This is a genomic window from Terasakiella sp. SH-1 (assembly GCF_004564135.1).
Classification (GTDB): domain Bacteria; phylum Pseudomonadota; class Alphaproteobacteria; order Rhodospirillales; family Terasakiellaceae; genus Terasakiella.
Map to the genome: position 1 here is coordinate 3,280,727 of NZ_CP038255.1, position 23,870 is coordinate 3,304,596.

A 23,870-nucleotide genomic window follows, 5' to 3' on the forward strand; every position below is an offset into this window, starting at 1 on the left:
CCGGGAATTTCCCAGCCCTTGGAAAAAGATCCCCGCATTCAGCGAGGATGACAATCTCGTTTTGTTAATTGCCAAAGAGTTTCTCAAAGAACCCCTGAACTTCCTGCACCGCCTTGGGAGCCCTATCACCGGGTAATGGTTTGGGCGGCAAGTTATGGTGTGCAGATTTCATCACATCCCCCCACAATTGGGCCGGCAAACCCGCCCCTGTGACCTTTTTCATAGGCTTTTCATTGTCATTGCCCATCCAAACCCCAAGGACAAGATCAGCGCTATAGCCCACAAACCAGGCATCACGAAACGCTTGAGATGTTCCGCTTTTCCCCCCAAGGCTGCGGTTAAAGTTGGCCTTTTGCCCTGTGCCTGTCATCATGACCTGTTTCATCATTTTATTGATCTCAGCCACATGTTTGGGGGCAACGATTTGTCCAGCCCCCCCGCCTGTGCGTTGATAAAGGACCCGCCCGTTCAAGTCCTTGATGGTTTCAATGCCAAAGGGAAAAACGCCAAAGCCACCATTGGCAAAGGGACCATAAGCCGCCGTCAGTTCCAGTAAATTCACTTCACTGGACCCCAATGCGATGGAGGGGTGAGCTTTTAAATCCGATGTAATGCCCAAACGGTGCGCGGTTTCAACAGCCCGGCGCGGACCAACTTTCTGCACAATCTTGGCAGAAATGGTATTGACCGATTCGGCCATGGCCTGCGCCAACGTAATCTCGCCCAAATATTTGCCAGAATAATTGCGCGGTTTCCACGTTCCAATGGCAAAAGGCTCATCTGTCATTCGGCTATGCGCTGTCAGCCCTCTTTCCACCCCGGCCAAAAAAACAAAAGGTTTAAAGCTGGAACCAGGCTGACGACGGGCCTGAGTTGCCCGGTTAAACTGACTACGGGCATAATTGCGCCCGCCCACCATGGCACGCACCGCCCCATCAGGGGCCAAGGCTACAAGGGCTGCTTGTTCCACCTGTTTTTTCTTGCCATTTTTTGTCAGAATTTGGCGCAGCTTCCGTTCGGCCAATTGCTGCAAGCCCATATCCAGCGTGGTCATAACCGTCATATCCTGATTAATCGGCCCCACATAATCACGCACCTGTTCCATAATCCAATCGGCAAAATAGCGCCCGGCCTTATGGGGTTTAGCTGATTTAATCACCCGGTTTTTATGACGTTTGGCCTGACTGGCCTGTGCCTTGGTCAAATAGCCCGCATTCACCATATTCATTAACACAACAGCCGTGCGTTCTTCGGCCAGTTTCGGGTTTGCACGGGGGTTATAACGGCTTGGTGCCTTTAAAAGACCGGCAATTAAAGCTGATTCATATAAAGAGAGATGACGCGCTGATTTTGAGAAATATTTCCGTGCAGCAGCCTCCACCCCATAAGTCCCGGCCCCGAAATAAACCCGGTTGAGATAAAGGGTAAAAATCTGATCTTTGGTAAATTTCTTTTCCAGCCAAAGCGCCAGCATCAATTCCTGTACCTTACGCTTGATCGAACGTTCCGGAGATAAAAACAGGTTTTTCGCCACTTGTTGGGTCAAGGTGGACCCCCCCTGTTTTACCCGACCTGACATCACATTTGTCACCATGGCCCGAGCCAAACCAATAAAATCCACCCCGAAATGACTATAAAAACGGCGATCTTCCGTTGCCATTACAGCCTGAGGCAAATAATCCGGTAAATCATGAATTTGCACCGCCTCGCCATATAAGTTTCCACTGGTCGCAATAACTTTCCCATCCGCAGAAAGCAGGGTCAGACCGGGGCGACGGTCAACCGATGTAGCTTTATCCACATCCGGCAAATCATAGGCATAAAAGGCCAGTATGAATCCCAGCCCCACACAGCCCCAGACCGCCAAAGTCGACAGCCACATCATCACCCGTTTAAAACGGATGGGCTCTTTGGTCTTCGCAGAAGCTTTTGCCGATGTTTTTGCAGGCTTCTTTGCCTTTTTTTTAGCAGGTGTTTTCTTTTTCTGGCTCATGACTGTCTATATGGCGTCAAGAGCGTTAGAAATCTGTTAACTTGCAGACCATATTAACCATTTTTTATTTCTCTTGTGCCATGTTTTCAGGGCATAATATCGAAAGATAAATGATTGCAAGACCTTCCACCCTGTTAAAGCAAGAACCCAATGGCTGACGACGACCAACTCCAAACCAAAAAACCCCTGATCGAGCCTCTCTCGATTCAACTGCCGCCAATGGTCAATGTGGATAAAACCATCAAGGCGCAGATTATTCAGGGTACCAAAGACGCCATTACCCTTTTGCAGGAAAATGAACTGCTGGATACAGAGCTGACATTTGATGCGATCCTCAGCGATCCACAAAAGCTCAAGCATCTTTTTACCGTCTTTCGCGATAACATCGACCTGTTTGCAGAAACCGTTGTTGATAAAGCAGGCGATCCGATTGTGGATGAAACCACCGAAACCGCCTGTGGTGTCACTTTGCAACAAGTTCAAAAACTGTTGGTGTCCACCACAGCACGGCGTATTTTTGTAGCCAATGATGGTAAGGTTGTCGTTAAAAAGCAGAAGAAAAAAGTCAAAACCATGATGTTTTTCACCAAAGAAGTCACGGTGAAAAAGAAAGTCAAAACAAAACCCGGTGCCGATAAATTTGACGTCATGAAACGGATTCTCGGTTTTGACTGGCAATTGGATATGCTTGAATTTTACCGCGATGAACTGCCCGATGCCCATATGCTGGTATTGGGTGATGACGTATTGGTCATCCGTGATGTTGCAAGCGGGCGTGAAGTTGTCGAAGTCCATCACGAAGATTTCAAAAAAGTCAAAGAAGCCGTCGGTGTATATTTCAGGAACGTTGTGGCCCACGGGGCAGCGGCCATCCCTGGCATTCTTTATTGGCGCAAGGATCTGGTCGGCACCTTTATTAAAGTGATGGGTGAAAAAGCCTGGGATTTCTTTAAACGGGAAAAATCCTTCTTTGATCATTGTACCGAACTGGATAACCCGCGCATTGGTATTTACGGCGATGTACTGACCTATATCGCCCATGAAAACCTGACGGAAATGAACCGCCTGAATCTTGATCGCCTGGATGGCACCATCAACGCTTTTAAAGAGACGTTTGGTGATAAGTTACCGGAAATTCTCTCAGAACCTAAATTCGCCACAGATATTCTGCGCCCCACCGTTGATAGTTTCATTCACCTTGAGGCCAAGGATAATGAACAATTCAACATCGGCTGTCGCAGTGCCGTCAGCTCCCTGAAAACAGAAGTTCTCTCCTTTATTAAAGAAGTACAGAACACAGCGTAGTGCTCCCCTCGCACAACGGCGAAGGGGCTTTCGTGATCAAAAAGATTCCCAATCAAGTTGGGAATGACGATGTGTTTCAATCGCTTGGCAACATTAATCGAAAACACGTCCCGCTTTCCCCAGTCTGAACCAGCATAAGGTCCCCACCATGGATGCGCATGATATCACGTGCAATCACCAGTCCCAGGCCGGTGCCCCCGCGCCGTGCTGAACCATCAAAAGGTTTAAACAGATTATCACGCGCTTTGTCAGGCAGGCCGGGGCCATTATCGCTGACATCAATACAGCAAAAACCATCTGCGTCCTGCCCGGATGTATATTCCAGTCGGCTTGCCCCCATTTGCAAAGCATTGCGCGATAAATTCACCAGAACCCGGCGCAACTGGGTTAAATCACCTTCGGCTTCGGCCATAGCCCCCACATGATTGACAATCTCGCTGTTTTCATCACACAAATCCTGAATGTGACTGGTCACTTCCTCAATCAAATCACTGACGTAAAACAGCTCCATCTCCAAACGCGGGCTGGAATTGGACACATAGTCCATGGTCTGGGAACAAAGATCAATGGCCTGATCCACGGTTTGGGACAGTTGCGGGGCCATCTTCACTACCTTTGCATCACTGCTGCTGGCCAGTTGATCTGACATTAACATGGCTTTTGACAAGCTATTGCGCAGATCATGGTTGATCTTGGCTGCGGCCGTCCCAATAGAAGCCAGACGATCTTTTTGTTTTAAGAGTTTGCGCAACTCCCCTTGCAAGGATTGCAGTTCCTGTTCCGCCCGGCCCAATTCATCGCGTCGCCCAGATGGAATAATGCTTAAAGCTTCCTCTTCCGGGTTTTTGCGAAATTCAGCCATATTACGTGCTAATCGCCGCACCGGGCGCACCAGCAAACGATGCAGGCTGACATAAACCAACACTCCGGTCATCAAGGAAATCATCAAAGACAGGTTTAGGATGCGACGCGAATAATCCGCCATTTCCATACGCATGGGCGCCTCATCAATAATCACCTCGATTCGTACCGTTTCATCACGCGGACTGGGACCGATGACGCGCAATACCCGGTTTTCTTTTTGAAACAACGTATCAAAGGCCCCCGTGATCATAGGAACCCAGTCTTCATAGCTCAAATCAATGCTCAGGTTGGTTTGAGGCGGCATATCCTTGGACAGAACCAACATGCGCTTCTCGCCTTCAATCAATACCACCCCATAAGCTTCCGCATGTTTGAGCAAACGATTTTCCAGTTCCTCATCCACCATCTGGTCCGGTGCAGCTTCCAGAGCCAAAGCCGCCAGATGGGCAGTTTCCATATGTTCTTTCAGGTAAACTTTGCGATAGCGCGCAATGGAGGGCACATAAATAAACGCCTCAGCCAACAAAATAAAAATAGCTGTTAAGATCAGCAAACGCGCTGACAGGCTGACACCGATGGGATGCTTGTTTTCCATCCCAAAAGCTTAACTGAAACGCAAAAGGAAACGAACGATCTTCTTGGTTTTCTCACTAAATAAAGACGGGGTGTAAAAAGACCCGGCAGCACGTTTGGACACCTCACTTAAGGTCGGATAAGGCGCAATGATGGAGGCCATGGCCCCGATCTTCATTTTTTGAGACAGAGCCAACACCCAAACCTGAATCAATTCCCCCGCACTCGGCCCAACAATAGAAGCCCCAAGGATCAGCCCTTTCTTAGTGGTAACCACCTTAATCTGACCTGTGGTTTTACGTTCAGCACGCGCCCGGTCATTTTCACTAAAAGGCCAGCGCAAGATGCGAATATCACCATGTTTTGTACGCGCAGCTTCTTCATCCATCCCCACATGGGCCAACTCCGGGTTGGTATATGTCACCCAGGGCAAGGCCGAATAATCCGCCTTGGCCGGAAGCCAAAACAAAGCATTACGAATCACAATCCCGGCATCATACCCCGCCTTATGGGTAAACTGAAATCCACCCGCCACATCCCCAATGGCAAAGATTTTTTTATTGCTGGTACGCAAACGGGCATCTACTTGAATGCCCTTGTCACTATAACTCACATTAGCGGCTTCCAAATTCAAGCCATCCACATTGACCTGACGCCCGGTTGCGACCAATAAATGGCTTCCATGAAATTCATCATCTTCTGTGATGAGTGTGATGCCACCATCGGTTTTCACCACTTTTTGAACAGCCACCCCTTCTTTTAAAGTAATACCCTCTTCGACAAAACGGCTGCGAATGATATCAACCAATTCAGGATCATCTTTGGGCATGATAGAGGAACGATCCAGCACGGTTACATCACAGCCCAATTGACGATGGGCTTGGGCCATCTCCATCCCGATCGGCCCCCCACCGAGAATCAATAAATGATCCGGTTTTTCTTGCAGGTCAAACAGGGTTTCGTTGGTGAAATAATCTACATCACTCAATCCACCCAAATCAGGAATGCGTGCGCGTGATCCGGTGGAAATGACAAAACGTTTGGCCTGAATGCGCTGATCACCAGCTTCAATTTCCTGTGGCCCTGTAAAACGTGCAGCCGCCTGGATAACTGTCACACCCAAGCCTTCAAACCGTTCCACCGAATCATGAGGTTCAATCCCGCCAATGACCTCATGCACATGATCATGCACGGCCTTGTGGTCGATGGATTTAATCTCTGTCTGAATGCCGAATTTTGCGGCCTCTCGCACATGCTGGGCAGCATGGCCTGCAGCCAACAGGGCTTTGGATGGGACACAACCATAATTCAGGCAATCCCCGCCCATTTTACCTTTTTCCACCAGAACGACTTTCGCCCCCATTTGTGAGGCACCGGCTGCAACCGATAACCCGCCTGATCCCCCCCCGATCACACAAATATCGCAGCTGATTACATCGCTCATGCTTTCCCCCGATTTTTCCATTTTTTATAAAAGACAGGCACCATCGCCAAAACAGCCAAGCCGACCATAGGTGTTAAAATTTCCGGGCTAAAGATAACCCCGACATCCGGTGTTTCCCCTTTTGCAAACAAGGCCCCCAGACCACTGCCGACCGAGGCATAGACAAACGCACCGGGAATAATGCCAAAAAACGTCCCGATGGTGTAAATGCGCAACCGTACACCCAACAAGGCAGGCACCAGATTAACCAGCCAGAACGGAAACAACGGGACAAGACGCAACACCAGCATGTAGCTCAGCGCATCATCCTGAAACCCCTTTTCCATCCGCTTCAGGGTTTTACCGACACGGGCATGGAAAAAATCATAAAGGGCATAACGCGCCAGCAGGAAAATCCCCACGGCCCCAGCAGTCGCCCCAACCACAATATAAGCCGTGGCCTCAACTGTTCCGAATAAAAACCCACCCGTCAGGGACAGCCAAACCGCACCGGGCAAGGAAAACATCACCGCCACATGATAGGCCAGAATAAAGGCAAGGATCGCCAACCCATAATTTTGCTGGGTCCAATCCAAAATTGCCTGTCGGTTATCGCGCAAGGTTTCAAAAGACAGATAATCCAGCCCGCCAAATAAAACAAAAGCCACAGCTCCTGCCCCAATAATGAGAAGGGGGAGCAGATGGGCTTTCTTTTTATTTTCTTTCGGGGTCGTCTGTGTCATGTCACCTGTTGCCATCATCGCGCTTGTCCTACTTCACTATCATTTGTCCCCTATTCTACCGCCCTTTGCAAGCTTCGCCAGTCACGCTTGCGTGATCAGAATGTGATCCATCATGAAATACGCCCTACAGCTCTTTTCTCTAAACCTGACTCGCTTTCACGTTTATCTCATACAATGTGGGTAGAAACCTTGCATGTGGCGGTGTTATTCACCGCAAATGGAAGGTGCCGCCCTCCACATTGTTTGAGATAAACGCCTCTGGTGGGCCTTATCTGTGCTTGTGTCGCGTCAATTTGCTTAACCGATGCCCCGCATCGCTTTGCACAATTTTCCTAACTCAAGCACAGATAAGGCTCCATGAAACGGGTCAGATTTAGAGAAAAGAGCTGTAGACCGCTCATTCCTTTCCCATTAAAAACAATTCATGAATGAGCGTATGCCCCATGTTTTGACCATTTCCCCCAACGTATCCTTTGCCGATGCGTTGGCCCATGGTGTTATGGAAAAATTTGGTGAACGCCCGGAAACCCTGTCTCAAGTCACCCTCTTGCTTCCCACACGGCGGGCATGTCGCACCGTGCGCGATGCCTTTTTGCGTTTATCAGAAGGCAAACCCCTGCTGTTGCCGCGCATGCAACCCCTTGGCGATTTGGATGAAGATGAACTGGCCCTCACAGGCTGGAAAGATATCGGCGGACTGAACGCAGTCAAACCTGCCATTGCCCCGCTTCGTCGCCAGATGTTGCTCACCCGTTTGATCCTGTCCTTTGAAGGGGGCAAGACCTCCCCGGATCAAGCAGCCCAATTGGCCGCAGAACTCGCCAGCCTGCTGGATCAGGTTCATACCGAAGGATTGGCTTTTCATGATCTCAAATCACTGGTACCGGAAGATTACGCCAGCCACTGGAACATCACGCTCGATTTCCTGAAAATCCTGACCGATAACTGGCCTGTCATTTTAGAGGCCGAAGGTGTACTGGACCCGGCAGAACGTCGCAATCGCCTGCTCGATGCCCAGCGCCGAGTATGGGAAGACACCCCGCCCCAAGGCCCTATCATTGCCGCAGGTTCCACTGCCTCTATCCCTGCTGTGGCAAAACTTTTAGCCTGCATTGCCCGCCTGCCCCAAGGGATGGTCGTACTGCCCGGTCTTGATCGTTATATGAGCGATGATGACTGGCAAAACCTTGATCCCAACCATCCGCAATATGGGCTGAAACAATTACTCACCCGCCTGCGTATGGGGCCTGAAGAAGTCACTGAATGGGACATCACGGGCCTGCATGGTTCCCACCCTTTGCGCGCAAAACTGCTATCCGAAGCCATGTTGCCTGCCGCCAGTACCGATAAATGGCGCACCATGGATGTCCCCCCAAATGGGATTCTCGATGGGGTGGAACGCATTGACTGCCCGACACCGTTCGAAGAAGCAGGTGCCATTGCCTTAATCCTGCGCCGCGAACTCACGATTGCAGGCAACACCGCTGCCCTTGTCACACCGGATCGAAATCTGGCACGCCGTGTCGCATCGGAACTGCGCCGCTGGAATATTGAAATTGATGATTCTGCCGGGACCCCGCTACATTACAGCGCACCGGGCACTTACCTGCGCCTGCTCGCCCAATGTGTCGCTGAAGAATTTGCCCCGGTGCCCTTCCTCGCACTCGCCAAACATCCCTTAAGCTGTACCGGCATGGAGTCTGGCATTTTCCGTCGCCTGATCCGTCAGTTGGAAATCCAAACCCTGCGTGGACCACGCCCTGGTCCCGGCCTTGAAGGCATGCGCGTTGCCCTTGAACGGGTAGAAGCCCATTGGCGCAAACCCACCAATCGCTTAAGCGCCCCACAAAAAAAACTGCTGGATAGTCTGACAGGTCTGCTCAACAATCTTGAACAGGCACTTAGCCCTTTCATTAAGGTGATGAAACGGAAAAAAACAGACTTCATCAAACTGGTGGAAAGCCATATTAAAGTAGCCGAATGTCTGGCAGATAGTAAGGAAGCAAGCGGGGTTGAACGGCTTTGGTCTGGGGAAGCCGGCGAAGCTTGTGCTGATTTCATTTCTGAATTGATGGATGCCGCCAATGGTTTTGGCGAGATGGAACCTGCGAGCTATCCTGCCTTGCTCGATGCACTCATGCAAGGTCGTGCCGTTCGCCCCCGATTTGGTGCCCATCCCCGCTTGGCAATCCTCGGCCTGTTTGAAGCCCGCCTCCATAAGGCCGACTTGATCGTGATGGCGGGCCTGAACGAAGGCACATGGCCGCCAGATACCACCGCCAGCCCATGGATGAGCCGCCCCATGATGCGCGATTTCGGCCTGCCGCAACCGGAATTTCATATCGGCCAAACCGCCCATGACTTTACCCAAAGCTTTTGTGCTGAACGGGTCATCATCACTCGATCCGAACGAGTTGATGGCACACCGACCGTGCGCTCACGTTGGTTACGCCGACTGGAAAATCGCCTGTCCGGCACCAATCTGGCACGTGATTTTACAGGCTATAATAACTGGCTGTCCATGCAGGCCGCCCTTGATTATGTGGCAAAAATTCAGGCCGTTGCCCCGCCTGCACCACGCCCGCCCCTGTCAGCACGCCCGCGTCACATGTATGTCACCCGCGTTGAAACATGGATGCGCGACCCTTATGCGATCTATGCCCGTAACATACTGAATCTAAAAGCACTTGATGCCATTGATGCAGACCCTGGTGCAGCAGATTATGGTAATATCATACACGAAATATTAGAAAAATTTATCATTAACTTTCCAAAAGAGCTGCCTGACCAAGCCGCAAGCTTGTTGCGCGAGATGGGGCGCGAGGTCTTTGGCTCTGAACTAGATAACCCCGGCATTTGGGCCTTTTGGTGGCCACGATTTGAGCGCATCTGTGATTGGTTCATTGAGCAGGAAGAAAGCCGGCGCGCCCTTGTTGCCAAAAGCTTCTGCGAGATCGAAGGTTCCCTAACCTTTGAAACATTGGGCGGGCCGTTCACCATTGCAGCCAAGGCCGACCGTATGGACCTTTATAAAGATGGCGAACTGGCAATCATTGATTATAAAACAGGTGTGCCCCCAAGCCAACGCGAAGTCGAAGCCGGCTTTGCCCCGCAACTGCCGCTCGAAGCCGCCATTGCCATGGCTGGCGGATTTGCAGAATTCGGCCCGCGCGATATCAAGGAACTGGAATTTTGGCGTTTGCGCGGGGCCAACCCGGCAGGCGAGATTAAACCCGTCACCAACAATCCGGCCCAAACCGCTGCCGATGCCTTAAAAGGGCTGCAAGGTCTCGTATCAGCTTATGACCGGATCGAAGCCGCCTATGGGTCACGCCCCAACCCGGAAAATGCGCCGAAATATTCTGATTACGAACATCTCGCCCGGGTGAAAGAATGGTCCGTCGCAGGTGGGGAAGGTGAAGAATGATGCCTGTTCTCTTTACGTCATTCCCGCGAAAGCGGGAATCCAGCACTTCCTTTGCATCCATCTGGATTCCCAATCAAGTTGGGAATGACGGTATTGAGGAACGCCTATGACCCAGTTCATTGACCCTAATATCGTCCAGCGTCAAGCCTCAGACCCCAAAGCATCCGTCTGGGTAGCCGCCAATGCAGGGACGGGCAAAACCAAGGTTCTGACTGATCGGGTGCTGTCGCTTATGGTGACGGGCACAAAACCGCATCATATCCTTTGCCTCACCTTCACCAAGGCCGCTGCGGCTGAAATGGCGAACCGGATTGCCGATCAGTTGGGCAAATGGTCGATCATGTCTGATGAGGACCTCAAGGCGACCTTGCATGACTTATTGACCCGCCCAGCCAATGAAGAAGAGTTCACACTGGCACGGCAATTGTTTGCCCATGTGCTCGATACCCCCGGTGGCCTGCAAATCCAGACCATTCACGCCTTTTGTCAATCCCTGTTGCGCCGCTTCCCGCTGGAAGCCGGACTGGCCCCGCATTTTCAGGTCATGGATGAACGAAATGCGGCAGAATTGCTCAAAAAAGCCCAAGACGAAATCCTCATGGATGCGCGTTTGGGCCGCACACCAGAACTTTACGAGGCTTTGCGCGCCGTCACCCAACATATTCATGAAACCGCCTTTCCTGAATTAATGGGGGCTTTGGCTTCTGATCGTGGTCGCCTGCGCCGGGTGTTAGAGATCCATGGCGGTGTGCGCAAACTGGTCGCCCGACTGGCCGAACTGATGGACCTGACGCCGACTGATACACCCGAGCGCATTGTGGAACGAGCCTGCGAACAAGACAGCTTTGATGCCTTGGGCCTGCGCATCGCCATGGATGCCTTACTGGCCGGGTCCAAAACCGATCAGGCACGCGGGGACCTGTTGGCTGCATGGCTTGGCGCGACACAGGCTGAACGCCCAGCCCTGTTTAACGAATATAAGAATGCGTTTCTCACAGGTAGTGGTGAAATTCGCAAAACTCTGATTACCAAAACAGCCGCCGCCCAAAGCCCCGGTGCCATTGATGTCTTAAGCGTTGAGGCGGAGCGCATGTTGCGCATGACCACGAAAATCCGTGCCGCTGTGACCTTGCAAACCACCAACGGCCTGTTGCGCATCGGCAAATGCCTACTGGATTCTTACGAAAAATATAAACAAGGCAGCGCCACCCTTGATTATGACGATTTGATTTTGAAAACTCGCGACCTGCTCACCCGCGAGACCGTACCTTGGGTGCTTTATAAACTGGATGGCGGGATTGAACATGTCTTGGTCGATGAGGCTCAAGACACCAACCCGGATCAATGGCGCGTGATCGAAGCCCTGACCCAGGAATTTTTCGCAGGTGTGGGTACTCATGAGGACGAAAACCCCCGCACCATCTTTGCCGTGGGCGATGTCAAACAATCCATCTACAGCTTCCAAGGGGCTGACCCGGCAGAATTTGAACGCATGAAACATCATTTCGCCGCCCATGTGCCTCAATCCCTGCATGACTGGCGCGAAGTCCCCATGACCATGTCGTTTCGCTCCACCCGCGCAGTCTTGCAATGTGTTGATGCGGTCTTTTCGGACCCCACCATTGCCCAAGGGGTCGAGATTGATGACGTTATCCACCATGATGCCTGGCGGGCAAAAGACGGCGGGCTGGTGGAACTCTGGCCCCCGGTTGTACCCAGCGCTGCGGCCCCTGCCACCCCATGGAAGCCCCCGGTCGAACGCATTCAGGCCGATAGTCCGCGTGCGCGTCTGGCCCAAATGATTGCCCGGCGCATCCAGCATATGGTACTGAGCCAGGAAAAGCTGGAAGCCAAAGGCCGCCCCATTGAGCCCGGTGACATAATGGTGCTGGTGCGCCGTCGCAGTGGTTTTGTCGAAGAATTGGTGCGCTCCCTTAAAGAGCTGAATATCGCAGTTGCCGGGGTTGACCGGATGGTCTTGAGCGAGCAAATCGCGGTTATGGATTTGGTGGCCTTGGGCCGATTCTTGCTACAACCCGAAGATGACCTGCAACTGGCTTGTGTGCTCAAAGGCCCCTTGATCGGTTTTAGTGACGAAGACCTGTTTGATCTCGCCCATAAACGCAAAGGTAGCCTGTGGTCCATCCTGCGCGATAAAGCCAACAGCGACCTACATTATCTAACCGCCTGTAATTTCCTCAAAGACCTGATGGCACGCACCGATTATGTGCGCCCGTTTGAGCTGTTCACCTATGTGCTCTCAGCCCTTGAGGGGCGCAAAAAATTGATCTCACGCTTGGGCGTGGAGGCTGATGATCCCATCAATGAATTTCTTGATCTCGCCCTTCAATATGAACGCAGTCACGCCCCTTCGCTGGAAGGATTTTTAGCGTGGCTTGATACCGGGGAAACCGAGGTCAAACGGGATTTGGAACAAGCCAGCCAAAATGCTGTGCGGGTGATGACTGTTCATGGGGCCAAAGGTCTTCAGGCCCCCATCGTCTTTATGCCTGATACCTTGCAAGCCCCCTCAAAAGGGGCCAAACTCTTCTGGCCCCATGATCCAGAAACCAGCGAAGAACTGTTTATCTGGCCGCCAAAATCTGAATTTATGGAAGACCTGTCAAAGGCGGAAAAAGACAGATTGGCACAAAAACAGGACGAAGAATACCGCCGCCTTCTTTATGTGGCGCTCACACGAGCCGAAGATCGCCTTTATGTCTGTGGCTGGGAAACCAAACGTACAGCGCCCGCGCACTGCTGGTATAATCTGATTAAAAATGGATTGGCCCGTGTGGGGGAAGAAGTCGATGATATTTTCATCAATCAATCGGAAGAAGTCAGCGAAACAACCGTCTTGCGCTTGAAATGTGCCCAAGAAGAGGAAGCAACCGTTGAAGCCAGCCCGGAAAAACTGGACGTTGTGGTCCCCACCCTGCCTGACTGGGCCAAATCCATGCCCGGACGAGAACCCAGTCCCCCGCGCCCCCTGGCCCCGTCTTGCCCAGCTGAACCAGAACCGGCCACCCGATCACCACTGGGCAGCGATCATGGGTATCGTTTCAAACGCGGAAACATCATCCATGCCTTGTTACAAACCCTGCCGGAACTGCCCATGAGTGAGCGTGAAGAGGCGGCACGCAGCTACCTTTCAAGCCCCGCCCATGACTTAAGCGAAACCCAGCAAGAAGAAATCACTGCTGAAACACTGCGGGTGCTTCATGATGAAGAATTTGCAGCCGTCTTTGCACCGGGCTCTCAGGCCGAGGTTCCCATCGTAGGCGAAGTCAATGGCCGGGTCATTTCCGCCCAAGTCGACCGTTTGTTGGTCAAATCAGACGAAATTGTCATTATCGACTATAAAACCAACCGCCCACCACCACGCACGGTGAAAAAAGTCCCGACCCTCTATATCAACCAAATGAAAGCCTATCGTCAGGCTTTGGAACTGATCTACCCGGACAAACCTGTGCGCTGTGTGCTGTTGTGGACAGACACCCCCAAACTGATGGAAATCCCGCCAACAATGTTGGAATAATTTTTTTATTGTAGGTGCACATCTTGACGCACGTCCCCCATGACCTTAAATTCAACGGACGTAATTTTTCGCCTTCTCCAAACAGGATAAGACAATGACTAAAAAGATCACTGACGATAGCTTTGATGCTGACGTTGTAAATTCCGATACTCCCGTTCTGGTAGACTTCTGGGCAGAATGGTGTGGTCCGTGTAAACAGATTGCTCCGGCTCTGGACGAACTGTCTGAAGAGTACAGCGGTAAAATGACTATCGCCAAACTGAACATTGATGAAAACCCAGGCACACCATCCAAATTTGGCGTGCGTGGCATTCCAACGCTGTTGTTGTTTAAAAACGGCGAAGTTCTGGCAAAGAAAGTTGGTGCCCTGCCGAAAGCCAAACTGCAAGAATGGATTGAAGAATCCCTGTAAGATTAGGCTTGCTCCAATCATAAAAAAAACCGCTGAGCCAGAAGTTCAGCGGTTTTTTTGTTTCTACAGCTCTTAAGCTTTCAATTTATAGCCTGTCTTGAACATGCGATAGCTCAACACCCAAAGGACCGTATTCACCCCGGCCATGACCAGCATTCCCGTAACAATATCACTATCGGCCTGACCGATAAAACCTGCACGAAAACCATCAATCATATAGAAAAACGGGTTGATACTTGCCAAAAACTTGCCAACTTCCGGCAAACGTTCAATGGAATAAAAAGTCCCCGACAAGAAAGACAAAGGGGTCACAATAAAATTGGTTACAGCTGCCATATGATCAAATTTCTCAGACCAGATGCCCCCGACCACACCAAACAGCGACAGCATCAAGGCCCCCATAAAGGCGTGATACAGCACAAGGCCGATATTATCCACCCCCATCGGCACAAAGAAACTCATCACTGTAACGATCACCAGACCAATCAGAAGCCCGCGTGTTGTGCCCCCCATGGCAAAAGCAAATGTCAGTTCATGGGCATTAAGTGGTGGCATCAAGGTATCCACAATATTACCCTGCACCTTTGAGATCACCAATGAGCTGGAGGTATTGGCAAAGGCATTTTGCGTAATCGCCATCATCACCAGCCCCGGTGCGAGAAATTCCAGAAACGGCACAGAACCGATCTGTTCCACCGCCCGGCCCAAAGCGAGGGAAAATACAGCAAAAAACAACAAGGTTGTTACCAGCGGGGCCACCAAGGTCTGGGTATAGACTTTCAAGAAACGACGTACTTCACGGGAATAAAGGGTCCACAGGCCCAACCAATTGCCCGCATGGGGATTGACTTCAATCGGAGTCATAAGAGATTCTCTTTTTTGAATTTCAAGGTTATGTTCCTTGTAACAGGCAAAGCCCATTTGGTTAAGTGAGATATGTCACAAGATAAAAAAATTCCAAAACCCGTCACAGCACAGTCCCTGCGCAATGCTGCGCTGAGATATCTCGATCGTTTTGCCACATCACGTGAAAACCTGCGTCAGGTTCTGATGCGCCGGGTGCAGAAATCCCATTACCATCACAACACGTCTCTTGAAGAAGCCTCTCAATGGATTGAAGACCTGCTGGACAAATTGCAAGACGCCAAATTTGTCGATGACCTGCGCTATGCAGAAGGGCGTGCAGGCGCATTACATCGCAAAGGCACCTCACAACGCGTTATCCGTATGAAGTTGAAAGAAAAAGGCATCCGTGAGGAGGATATCAATCAGGCCCTTGATGCATTGCGCGAAGAAACCGACAGCCCCAATCTGGAACGCGACGCGGCCATCGCCCTGGCAAAGCGACGACGCCTTGGGCCGTGGCGATTGCCGGAAAAGCGCAAGGCCATGCGTGACAAGGATCTGGCAGCTCTTGCCCGTGCCGGTTTTTCCTATGACCTTGCCCAAGATATTATCAATGCCAGCACCGTAGAAGAACTGGAAAAATTCACAAACAACTAAAACACTTATATAGCCATTACGCCTGACACAGTTTACTCTATTTAAAAAGAGATACTGTGTCAGGCAACACATGAGTGAAACAACACAACGCACAGAATTTGAACCCAAAATGCTCCGGCGGCTTCAACGCCTGATCACATGGACGCGTTATGTCTTGTTATGGGAACAGCTTTGGCCCCGGCTTTGGCCGTTCTTAATTATTTCCAGTCTCAGTATTCTTCTGGTTTTATTTGACCTGCTGCCCAAATTAAATGCCACGCTTCACCTTTTGGTCTTAGGGGTGCTTTTTTCACTATGGGCCGGCTGTCTCTATCTGGCCTTTCGCAATCTGAAACACCCGACCTCCAAGCAAGCATTGCTGCGCCTTGAACAAGACAGTGGGTTTACAAACCAGCCCCTGATGACCCTAATGGATCGCCCCAGCGCAGCCAGCACTTCCAAAGTGTCCCAGACCCTGTGGGTCTATCATCAAGACCGCATGGCCGCTGCAATGGAAAATATCCAAAGGCCCTGGCCACGCTCTTATCTGGAACACCGTGATCCCTATTCCCTGCGGGCCGGACTTGTTTTATTGCTGCTTTTGGGGGGAATTGAAGCCCGTTTTGACTGGAATGAACGACTGGCCCGCGCCTTTGACCCGGCATTTGGCTTATCGGGTCCGGGCCATTGGACCATACAAGCCTGGATCACCCCGCCTGCCCATACCGGTGCCAATTCCACCTATCTAAACGCCAAGGCAGACACAGAAGAGACCACAACAGGTCCGGTAGTCTCCATCATTCAAAACAGCGATATTTTAATCCGTCTGGAAGGTTGGTCTTCCCACGAAGGAGTTTCTCTTCAATTTGGCCCGTTTGAAGACCAGTTCACCCCTCTGGGCAAAGGAGCGTTTTCACTGGAAAACCGTCTGGAACAAGGTGAAGAGCTTATTGTACGCCATGATGACAAGATTCTATATCGCTGGCCTGTTCATCTTCAAGGGGACCTGCCCCCAAAAATCACCGTCTCAGGAAAACCGCGCACAGGTTTTCGCGGGCACCTGCAACTAAGGTTTGAAGCCACAGATGATTTCGGCTTGAAAGAAGCCCGCCTTGAAATCCAGAACCCTGCGGATTCCACATCCCCTAATATTACCATCAAAAACCTTCTTCAAGGCATGGAGAGTAAAGGACAATTTAGCCATAACCTGGCCGCACACCCCTGGGCAGGACAAGCTGTTATCATGACCCCAATGGTGCAGGATAATCTGGGACAAGTGGCGCAGGGTCACGCCCTTGAAACTATCCTGCCTGAGCGCAAATTCACCCATCCGGTTGCGATTCGCCTGATTGATATTCGCAAGGAACTCTACACGCCCACAGCCCATGAACGGGCCTTTAGCAATTTACGCCTGATGCGTCTGCTGGATACACCACAGGATTTTAACGGATCACTTGCCATCTACTTTGCCTTGAAAGTTGCAGCCGACCGTCTTAACGCCCCTGACGGTCATCAAGAAGTTGCAACCGTTCAATCCATTTTATGGGAAAGCGCCATACATTTAGAAGAAGGATCAGGGGGAAGCGCACGTAATCAGCTTGAGTTTATGTCCCGGCAAATGAGTGAAATGCTGCGTTCTTCAAACGACAAAGCCGCCATGGAAGCCCTGTTTGAACAAATGCGTAAAAGCCTTGATCATTACCTGCAACAAATGATGAAATCTGGCAATGCCATACAAGGGTTTGAAGAGGCATTGGGACAAGAACAGGTCAATATGGTCGGACGTGACCAATTACAGGATATGCTCAACAAAGCCCGTGAATTGATGCGCCAAGGTAACATTAAAGCCGCCCAGGCAGTGATGGATCAATTCCAGTCCATCTTGTCCCGTTTGGCCATGCAGCAAAAGATTGATCCCAAACAGGCGGCAAAGGCCCGTCATATTCTGGAAAAACTGCGTGAAATCAAAACCGGGCAGCAGAACCTGCTTGATCAAACCTTTCAACGCAGCCGCAATGAAGACAGTCCCTCTCTCAAATCAACCAAGCAGGCCATTATCGAAGCAGCAGAACAAAAACGTTTGTTGAAGATGCTACGTGAAGAAATGAACAAACTGCGCGAAATGAAGGTTAAAGCTCCCAAACCACTTGGTCAGGCAGCAAAAGATATGGGGCACTCTTATACGGCATTGGAAAAGGGGCAGGACGAAGCGTCTATTCAGGCACAAATGCGGGTGCTGGAACAGTTGGAAGACGGCCTGAAAAACAGTGCTCAATCCTTGGCCCGGAAAATGGGCATACAACCCATGCCGCAAACCTTACCCGGCCATGACCCCTTAGGCCGTGGGCGCAGTGGACCCATTCAGACACAAGGCACAAATGTCGTCCCTACAGAACGCGAAATGCATCAATCAAGGGAGATTTTGCAGGAATTATACCGTCGGGCCGGACAAAAAAGTCGACCTGAACAGGAATTACAATATATTGATCGCCTGTTAGACCGTTTTTAAATAAAAGAGACTTTCAATGAAGGACCGTTCTGCCCGTTTATCCGCTTTACGCCGCGAAATGGCTATCTTTGGCATGGATGGCTTTATCATCCCGCGCAGCGATGAACATCAGGGAGAATACGTTGCCCCCTGTTCTGAACGGCTCGCCTGGCTCACAGGTTTTAGCGGTTCGGCCGGATTTGCCATTGTCTTAACAGAAAAAGCCGCCATTTTCGTTGATGGACGCTATACCCTTCAGGTGACAAAAGAAGTCGATGGACAGAATTTTGACTATCGCCATGTGACAGATGAACCTGCCTCAGACTGGTTGGAAAACCAGTTGGGCGAAGGTATGACATTGTCCTATGACCCGTGGCTACATACTGGGCCAAGCCTGCATCGTTTAAAAGCAGCCTGCGAAAAAGCTGGGGCAAAACTGGTGGCAGCCCCACATAATTTTATTGATGCCATTTGGGCGGACCGCCCGTCCCCTCCCTTAAACCCGGTCTATCCCCACCCCCTGTCATATGCTGGGCTCTGCCACGGTGAAAAACTTTCGCAACTGGCCGATCAATTGCGCTCTAAAGGGCAGGATGCGGTGGTGTTAAGCCTGCCTGATTCCATCGCCTGGTTATTTAATATTCGGGGCGGCGATATCCCCTGCACCCCCGTTCCCCTTTGTTTTGCCCTGATCCATGCTGATGGCAGCGCCATCCTGTTTTTAGATCATCGTAAAGCCGACGAAACCTTGCGCAATCATTTGGGCGAACGCATTAAAATTTACGACCCCGATGATCTGGGGACAGAACTGGACCAGTTAAAAGGACTAAAAGTACGTCTTGATGGGGCAACAGCGCCGAAATGGCTCCATGATCGTCTGAAAAAAGCCAAGGCCGAAGTCATCCTGGGCGATGATCCCACCATTTTACCCAAAGCCTGTAAGAATGCTTGCGAAGTCAAAGGGATGCAAAATGCCCATCGTCGTGATGGGGCCGTGATGGTGCGTTTTTTATACTGGTTGTCCCAGCAACCCTATGGTGACACCCTTACTGAAATGGCCGTATCAGACAAGATTGATGGTTTGCGTAGCGAAGATGACCTGTTTCATGACCTGAGTTTCCCGACCATTTCCGGGGCCGGAGAAAATGGGGCGATTGTGCATTATCGTGTCAGTCCGCAAAGTTCTATCCCTTTACCTGCAAATGGACTTTATCTGGTCGATAGCGGGGCGCAATATCGTGACGGCACCACCGACATCACCCGCACAATTGTGCGCGGAAAAGCAACCCCTGAAATGAAAGATCGCTTTACCCGTGTGCTGAAAGGTCATATTGCGCTTTCTTCAACGCGCTTCCCCAAAGGGACCACGGGGTCACAGCTGGATGTACTGGCGCGTCATGCCCTGTGGCAGGGGGGGCTGGATTATGACCATGGTACAGGCCATGGGGTGGGCAGTTTCCTCAATGTTCATGAGGGGCCGCAACGCATTTCAAAAGCCTATAGCAAAACAGCCTTGCAACCCGGCATGGTGATTTCAAACGAGCCGGGATATTACAAGGCGGGGGAATATGGCATCCGTTTAGAAAATCTCATTTGTGTGCACGAGTCTGAAAAAGGCGAGCGCGAGATGTTTGAATTTCACCCCTTGACCCTGTGTCCGTTTGATCGCAATGGTATTGAAGTCACCCTACTCAATGAGCAAGAACTCGACTGGCTGAACACCTATCACCAGCAGGTATGTGACGAGCTGACACCTTTGCTGGAAAAGGACGAAGCAGCATGGTTAGCTGAGATGACACAACCTTTATAAAACTAGAATCAAGCCGAGCATGACGTATTATTGTGTAATCGTTTGAACCAGATTCTGTGCCTGACAATATTTGGCCAGCAGGCTTGCGGTTTCATCCAGATAAGCCTGTAATCCCTCACCTTCACCAAAATAGATCAAAACCATAATGATCTGGTGATTGCCTGGCGTGATCATGGTGCGTTCGCTGTCACTGGTTGGACAACCAAAGGGGCCGAGTTCATCACAAAAAACCGGAAGCCCTTCCAAATTCAGATCCCCCCGGCCAATGCCTTTATAGCTTTCGCCTTCACCGGCACGGCGAAAACTCACATCGCCTTGAATTTTTTCACTGATATACGTGCCGATAGAAATACCGGATTTAATAGAAATCAGGTTGTTCACATCGACCACGTTATTCACATGATAGATCCCTTTACCCGATAAAATACGACGCGTCAGGGCTTCTGCTGCCGGACGATAGCGGGCCGGGTCTTTACCCAAAGCTTTATAGGCTTTGCGCGTTGCCATAATTTGCGGGTCAGTTGACGCAGGCTGGCCGTTAAAATCTGCAATTCGACACTCTGCAGTTTCTTCCAGCTGTTGCAACAGCTCAGCTGAGGCATCTTCAATCACCACATCAGCCTGAATGATCCCCAGACGAACCTTAAGATCACGGTTGGCAAAATCACAAGACAGGGAAATATTCATTAGGGTCAGGACCTCTTAATTTATTGCGTTTGGTTTGTAAAAAATGTCGCAAGGCAAGGAAATGACTTGCAGGAAGAGTATTCTCTTTCAAAAGTTATTGACGTGGCCTTTGCGTCATTTTCTACAAATCCCGAAGGGACGGGCTAAAAATAAAGGTGGCTCGCGTTATAAAACTCTTGCAGTGAATAGCACTGCGACGAATTTAATGCCTAATCCACCTTTATTTTTAGCTCCGCCAAACTCAGTAAATTAAGAGGTCCTGACCCTAGGCCGCTTTCGGTTTAGTAAACACTTTTTGCAGCTTATCGACCAGCCAAGCACTTTTCAAGCTGGCAACAGCAACAATAGTCACAAGGGCACCAACAATCTGCATAGGGTTGAGAGTTTCCCCCAAAATCGCCCAGGCAGCCAAAACCGTTATAATCGGACCGGACAAGGTAATCAGACTGGCCTGGGTTGCCCCGCAGCGCTTAATTCCTTCAAATAACATGAAAAATGGCAAAACCGTACAGGCCGTGGCAATAATCACCCCCCATAAGATACCATCTGTTGGAAACGAAACCCCTTCTGCCCCTGCCGTCAAAGGGATCACCAATAACATAATGCCCAATGTGACAGTTCCCGAAGCCGCTGTAAAACGCACAGAGCCCAAGGATTTCATAATCTCCTGACTGGAAATCAAATAAACGGCATAGGTAAAGGCAGACCCCAGCGCCCAACTGGCCCCCGCCCAGTCAAACCCTTGTAACGATGCCAGACCATCAGGCAACATCACCATAGCGATCCCGAAATAAGTGGCAAAAAACACGCACCATTGATGCAGGCTTGGCGGTTTTCTCATCAACACTGCGTTGATTAACATCACCATCATGGGAAAGGTAAACAGGATCAGGCGCGATACGCTGACCCCCACTTTTGCAACAGCGGTAAAATCACAATAGGTGGCAAAGAAAAACATCAATCCGGCAAAGCTACAAGCTTTCCATTGCGCCCTCGTCAATGGGGCGGATTTGCGTGCCAAGAAATAAACCCCAACCCAAAATAAGGGGGCCGCAATACCAAAACGCATCAACAAAACCGCATCAACAGACATACCGGCCAGATAGGCAAATTTGGCAAACACCCCTTTAAAGGCAAGAGCGATGGTTGCCAGTGTGACAAAAACAATCGCGCTCATATCTGTCTGTTGGTTGGGCATGGCTTTTTTTCCGTTTGATTGATGACTATGGTGATATCTCAGTCCGTGACATAAGCCAATTTCAATATTATTCTAAAAGATATTACTTTTTGTTATATCTGGTACAAAATGGACCTTAAACAACTGCGCAGTTTTTTACATGTGGCTGAAACAGGCTCGCTATCCAAAGCGGCCAAACGGCTTAATGTGACCCAACCGGCATTAAGCCGCCAAATCCGCTTGCTTGAAGAAGATGCGGGTGCCCCGTTGTTTATTCGCACAGGACGTGGTGTGCTTTTAAGTGAGGCCGGACAGATGTTGCAAGCCCGCGCCCGTGTGTTAAATGAAGAGATGGAACGGCTTAAAATGGACCTGACGGCTTTTGCCGGAACCGTACGCGGACAGGTTCGCCTTGGCCTGCCGCCCAGCGTTGGCTTGGTACTCGCAGGTCCGGTGATTGAAAAATTTCGCCAACAATACCCCCATGTTCATTTGAAAGTCACCCAGTTGCTCAGTGGTGCCTTGCAAGATGCCTTGTTGGAAGGACGCATGGATTTAGGGGTCCTGTTTGAAGGTAATGTCAGCCCACACCTTCATAGTGAGCCCCTGTGGGCCGAACAGCTTTATTTCATCACCACGCCCGCCAAACCCTGGACCCAGCGCACAGAAATCTCTTTATCAGAATGTCTGGACCAACCTTTTATTCTGCCGGGAACCAAACATGGTTTGCGCGATTTACTGGATAAAGAAGCAGCCAAACTGGATCGCACCTTGAATGTGGTGGTCGAGGCCGAATCCCTTGCAATCCAGACAGAACTGGTCTGTCGGGGCTTAGGTTCAACCATCCTGTCCTATGAAGCCTCTAAATCCCACGTAGAAGCTGGACGCTTGATTGCCTTACCGTTACGTGAGCCACGTGTAGAACGGGTCTCTACTTTGGTCTGGTCAAAAGATTATCCCCTGACCCGCGCCGCGCAAGCAATGGCTGAGGTCATTAAAGATCAGGTGAAGTAAAACGAATCCAGGCTTCAATCATATTGCGTGCAATGCTATCGCGACTGGGCAGGAATTTGCCCTGATCACTAAAATTCAGCAGGTCATCGCGGGTAAACCATTGGGCATCGCTGAGTTCTTCATCCTGAATGGAAATATCGTAATTTTCACATTTGGCATAAAAACCAATCATCAGCGACGTTGGAAAGGGCCAGGGCTGCGATCCCGCATAAGTGACGTCACTGACCTTGATACTGGTTTCTTCCAAAACTTCACGGCGCACAGCCTGTTCCAAAGTTTCACCGGGCTCAACGAATCCAGCCAGTGTGGAATACATGCCGTCCTTAAGGTGATGATTATGGGCAAGCAGGCAATTTTCCCCGTCATGAACCAGCATAATCACCGCTGGGTCTGTACGCGGAAAATGTTCCAGATTGCATTCAGGATTGGTACAGCGACGAAGATGGCCGCCCTGAGCCATGATGGTTGGATGGGCACAACTGCCACAAAAACGGTGGCGTTGATGCCAAAACATCAAGGCTCGGCCATAAGCAAATTGCGACGCCTGTTCTTTTTGCAAAATCGGGCCTGCACGGCGTAAATCCTCAAAAAACAAATCATCATCAAGATTTTGCAGGATGAGCATTTCAGTCTTTTGTGACAGATCAATCACAAATAAATGGTTGTCCCCATCCCCGCCAAGATAGGCCCAAGGGTTTTCTTCTAGAAAAGGAGCAGCTTCTTCATATGACAGCATATGGGGTAAATTCTGTGTTTCTGTCTTTTTAAATAAATTTTTACTTTGATGCAGAAGAATAAAACATGAAGAAGGCTGTTTGATTTGCTTGGCCAACCATTGGTCATCGCTACGCAGGTGAGCATGGCGATTCAGATTAGGGGTTGCATAGAAGAGATCGTCTGATGCAATAAACATTGTGTATGTTACCTTTTCTGC

The 23,870-nt window shown here is 50.4% G+C and carries 16 protein-coding genes; 8 read left to right on the forward strand and 8 right to left on the reverse strand.

Going from position 1 to position 23,870, the window contains the following annotated elements; translation table 11 throughout:
- Positions 1-64: 64 nt before the first annotated feature.
- Positions 65-1,993 (reverse strand): PBP1A family penicillin-binding protein, encoded by a 1,929-nt coding sequence (locus E4K71_RS15415; protein ID WP_135081155.1) that lies wholly within the window; start codon positions 1,991-1,993, stop codon positions 65-67.
- 150 nt (positions 1,994-2,143) lie between these two features.
- Here E4K71_RS15415 and E4K71_RS15420 point away from each other — a divergent pair, with 150 nt between their 5' ends.
- Complete coding sequence (locus E4K71_RS15420; RefSeq protein ID WP_135081157.1) at positions 2,144-3,298, forward strand: hypothetical protein; 1,155 nt, start codon at positions 2,144-2,146, stop codon at positions 3,296-3,298.
- Positions 3,299-3,374: 76 nt separating this feature from the next.
- Here the strand turns inward: E4K71_RS15420 and E4K71_RS15425 are convergent, their stop codons facing one another.
- Genes E4K71_RS15425 through E4K71_RS15435 form a run of 3 tightly spaced genes read right to left on the reverse strand, consistent with a single transcriptional unit; the run spans position 3,375 to position 6,919 of the window.
- Positions 3,375-4,757 (reverse strand): HAMP domain-containing sensor histidine kinase, encoded by a 1,383-nt coding sequence (locus E4K71_RS15425; RefSeq protein WP_135081159.1) that lies wholly within the window; start codon positions 4,755-4,757, stop codon positions 3,375-3,377.
- 9 nt (positions 4,758-4,766) lie between these two features.
- Complete coding sequence (locus E4K71_RS15430) at positions 4,767-6,179, reverse strand: FAD-dependent oxidoreductase (RefSeq protein WP_135081161.1); 1,413 nt, start codon at positions 6,177-6,179, stop codon at positions 4,767-4,769.
- Positions 6,176-6,919 carry a TVP38/TMEM64 family protein gene (locus tag E4K71_RS15435; protein WP_206201918.1) on the reverse strand — a complete coding sequence of 248 codons (744 nt, stop codon included), beginning with the start codon at positions 6,917-6,919 and terminating at the stop codon, positions 6,176-6,178. Before E4K71_RS15435 ends, E4K71_RS15430 begins: the two co-directional genes overlap by 4 nt.
- Positions 6,920-7,325: 406 nt before the next feature.
- Between E4K71_RS15435 and addB the strand changes: the two genes are divergently transcribed.
- From addB to trxA, 3 genes are all read left to right on the forward strand, one after another.
- Positions 7,326-10,328, forward strand: coding sequence for a double-strand break repair protein AddB (gene addB, locus E4K71_RS15440; protein ID WP_240796828.1), 3,003 nt, complete (start codon positions 7,326-7,328; stop codon positions 10,326-10,328).
- 106 nt (positions 10,329-10,434) lie between these two features.
- Positions 10,435-13,866, forward strand: coding sequence for a double-strand break repair helicase AddA (gene addA / locus E4K71_RS15445; protein WP_135081165.1), 3,432 nt, complete (start codon positions 10,435-10,437; stop codon positions 13,864-13,866).
- A gap of 94 nt (positions 13,867-13,960) precedes the next feature.
- Positions 13,961-14,278 carry a thioredoxin TrxA gene (trxA, locus tag E4K71_RS15450; RefSeq protein ID WP_135081167.1) on the forward strand — a complete coding sequence of 106 codons (318 nt, stop codon included), beginning with the start codon at positions 13,961-13,963 and terminating at the stop codon, positions 14,276-14,278.
- Between the two features lie 72 nt (positions 14,279-14,350).
- Here trxA and E4K71_RS15455 read toward each other — a convergent pair whose 3' ends face one another.
- Positions 14,351-15,142 carry an ABC transporter permease gene (locus tag E4K71_RS15455; RefSeq protein ID WP_135081169.1) on the reverse strand — a complete coding sequence of 264 codons (792 nt, stop codon included), beginning with the start codon at positions 15,140-15,142 and terminating at the stop codon, positions 14,351-14,353.
- A gap of 72 nt (positions 15,143-15,214) precedes the next feature.
- On the opposite strand from E4K71_RS15455, the gene E4K71_RS15460 reads away from it, so the two are divergent.
- The 3 genes from E4K71_RS15460 (at position 15,215) to E4K71_RS15470 (ending at position 20,058) form a co-directional block, all read left to right on the forward strand.
- Positions 15,215-15,781, forward strand: a complete 567-nt coding sequence (locus E4K71_RS15460) for a regulatory protein RecX (RefSeq protein WP_135081170.1) — start codon at positions 15,215-15,217, stop codon at positions 15,779-15,781.
- Between the two features lie 70 nt (positions 15,782-15,851).
- Positions 15,852-18,269: a DUF4175 family protein gene (locus E4K71_RS15465; protein ID WP_135081171.1), complete on the forward strand. Its 2,418-nt coding sequence runs from the start codon at positions 15,852-15,854 to the stop codon at positions 18,267-18,269.
- 16 nt (positions 18,270-18,285) lie between these two features.
- On the forward strand, positions 18,286-20,058 hold the full coding sequence (locus tag E4K71_RS15470; RefSeq protein WP_135081172.1) for an aminopeptidase P family protein: 1,773 nt from the start codon (positions 18,286-18,288) through the stop codon (positions 20,056-20,058).
- 27 nt (positions 20,059-20,085) lie between these two features.
- Here the strand turns inward: E4K71_RS15470 and E4K71_RS15475 are convergent, their stop codons facing one another.
- Together E4K71_RS15475 and E4K71_RS15480 are read right to left on the reverse strand one after the other, a co-directional pair.
- Positions 20,086-20,745, reverse strand: coding sequence for a phenylalanine--tRNA ligase beta subunit-related protein (locus E4K71_RS15475; protein WP_135081173.1), 660 nt, complete (start codon positions 20,743-20,745; stop codon positions 20,086-20,088).
- Between the two features lie 265 nt (positions 20,746-21,010).
- Entirely contained in the window at positions 21,011-21,943 is a 933-nt protein-coding gene (locus E4K71_RS15480; protein ID WP_135081174.1) for a DMT family transporter, read from the reverse strand.
- Between the two features lie 108 nt (positions 21,944-22,051).
- Here E4K71_RS15480 and E4K71_RS15485 point away from each other — a divergent pair, with 108 nt between their 5' ends.
- Complete coding sequence (locus tag E4K71_RS15485) at positions 22,052-22,936, forward strand: LysR family transcriptional regulator (RefSeq protein WP_135081175.1); 885 nt, start codon at positions 22,052-22,054, stop codon at positions 22,934-22,936.
- On the opposite strand, the gene nudC is transcribed toward E4K71_RS15485, so the two are convergent.
- Positions 22,917-23,849, reverse strand: coding sequence for an NAD(+) diphosphatase (gene nudC, locus E4K71_RS15490; RefSeq protein ID WP_135081176.1), 933 nt, complete (start codon positions 23,847-23,849; stop codon positions 22,917-22,919). The two genes, E4K71_RS15485 and nudC, sit on opposite strands and share 20 nt — an antisense overlap.
- Between the last annotated feature and the right edge of the window lie 21 nt (positions 23,850-23,870).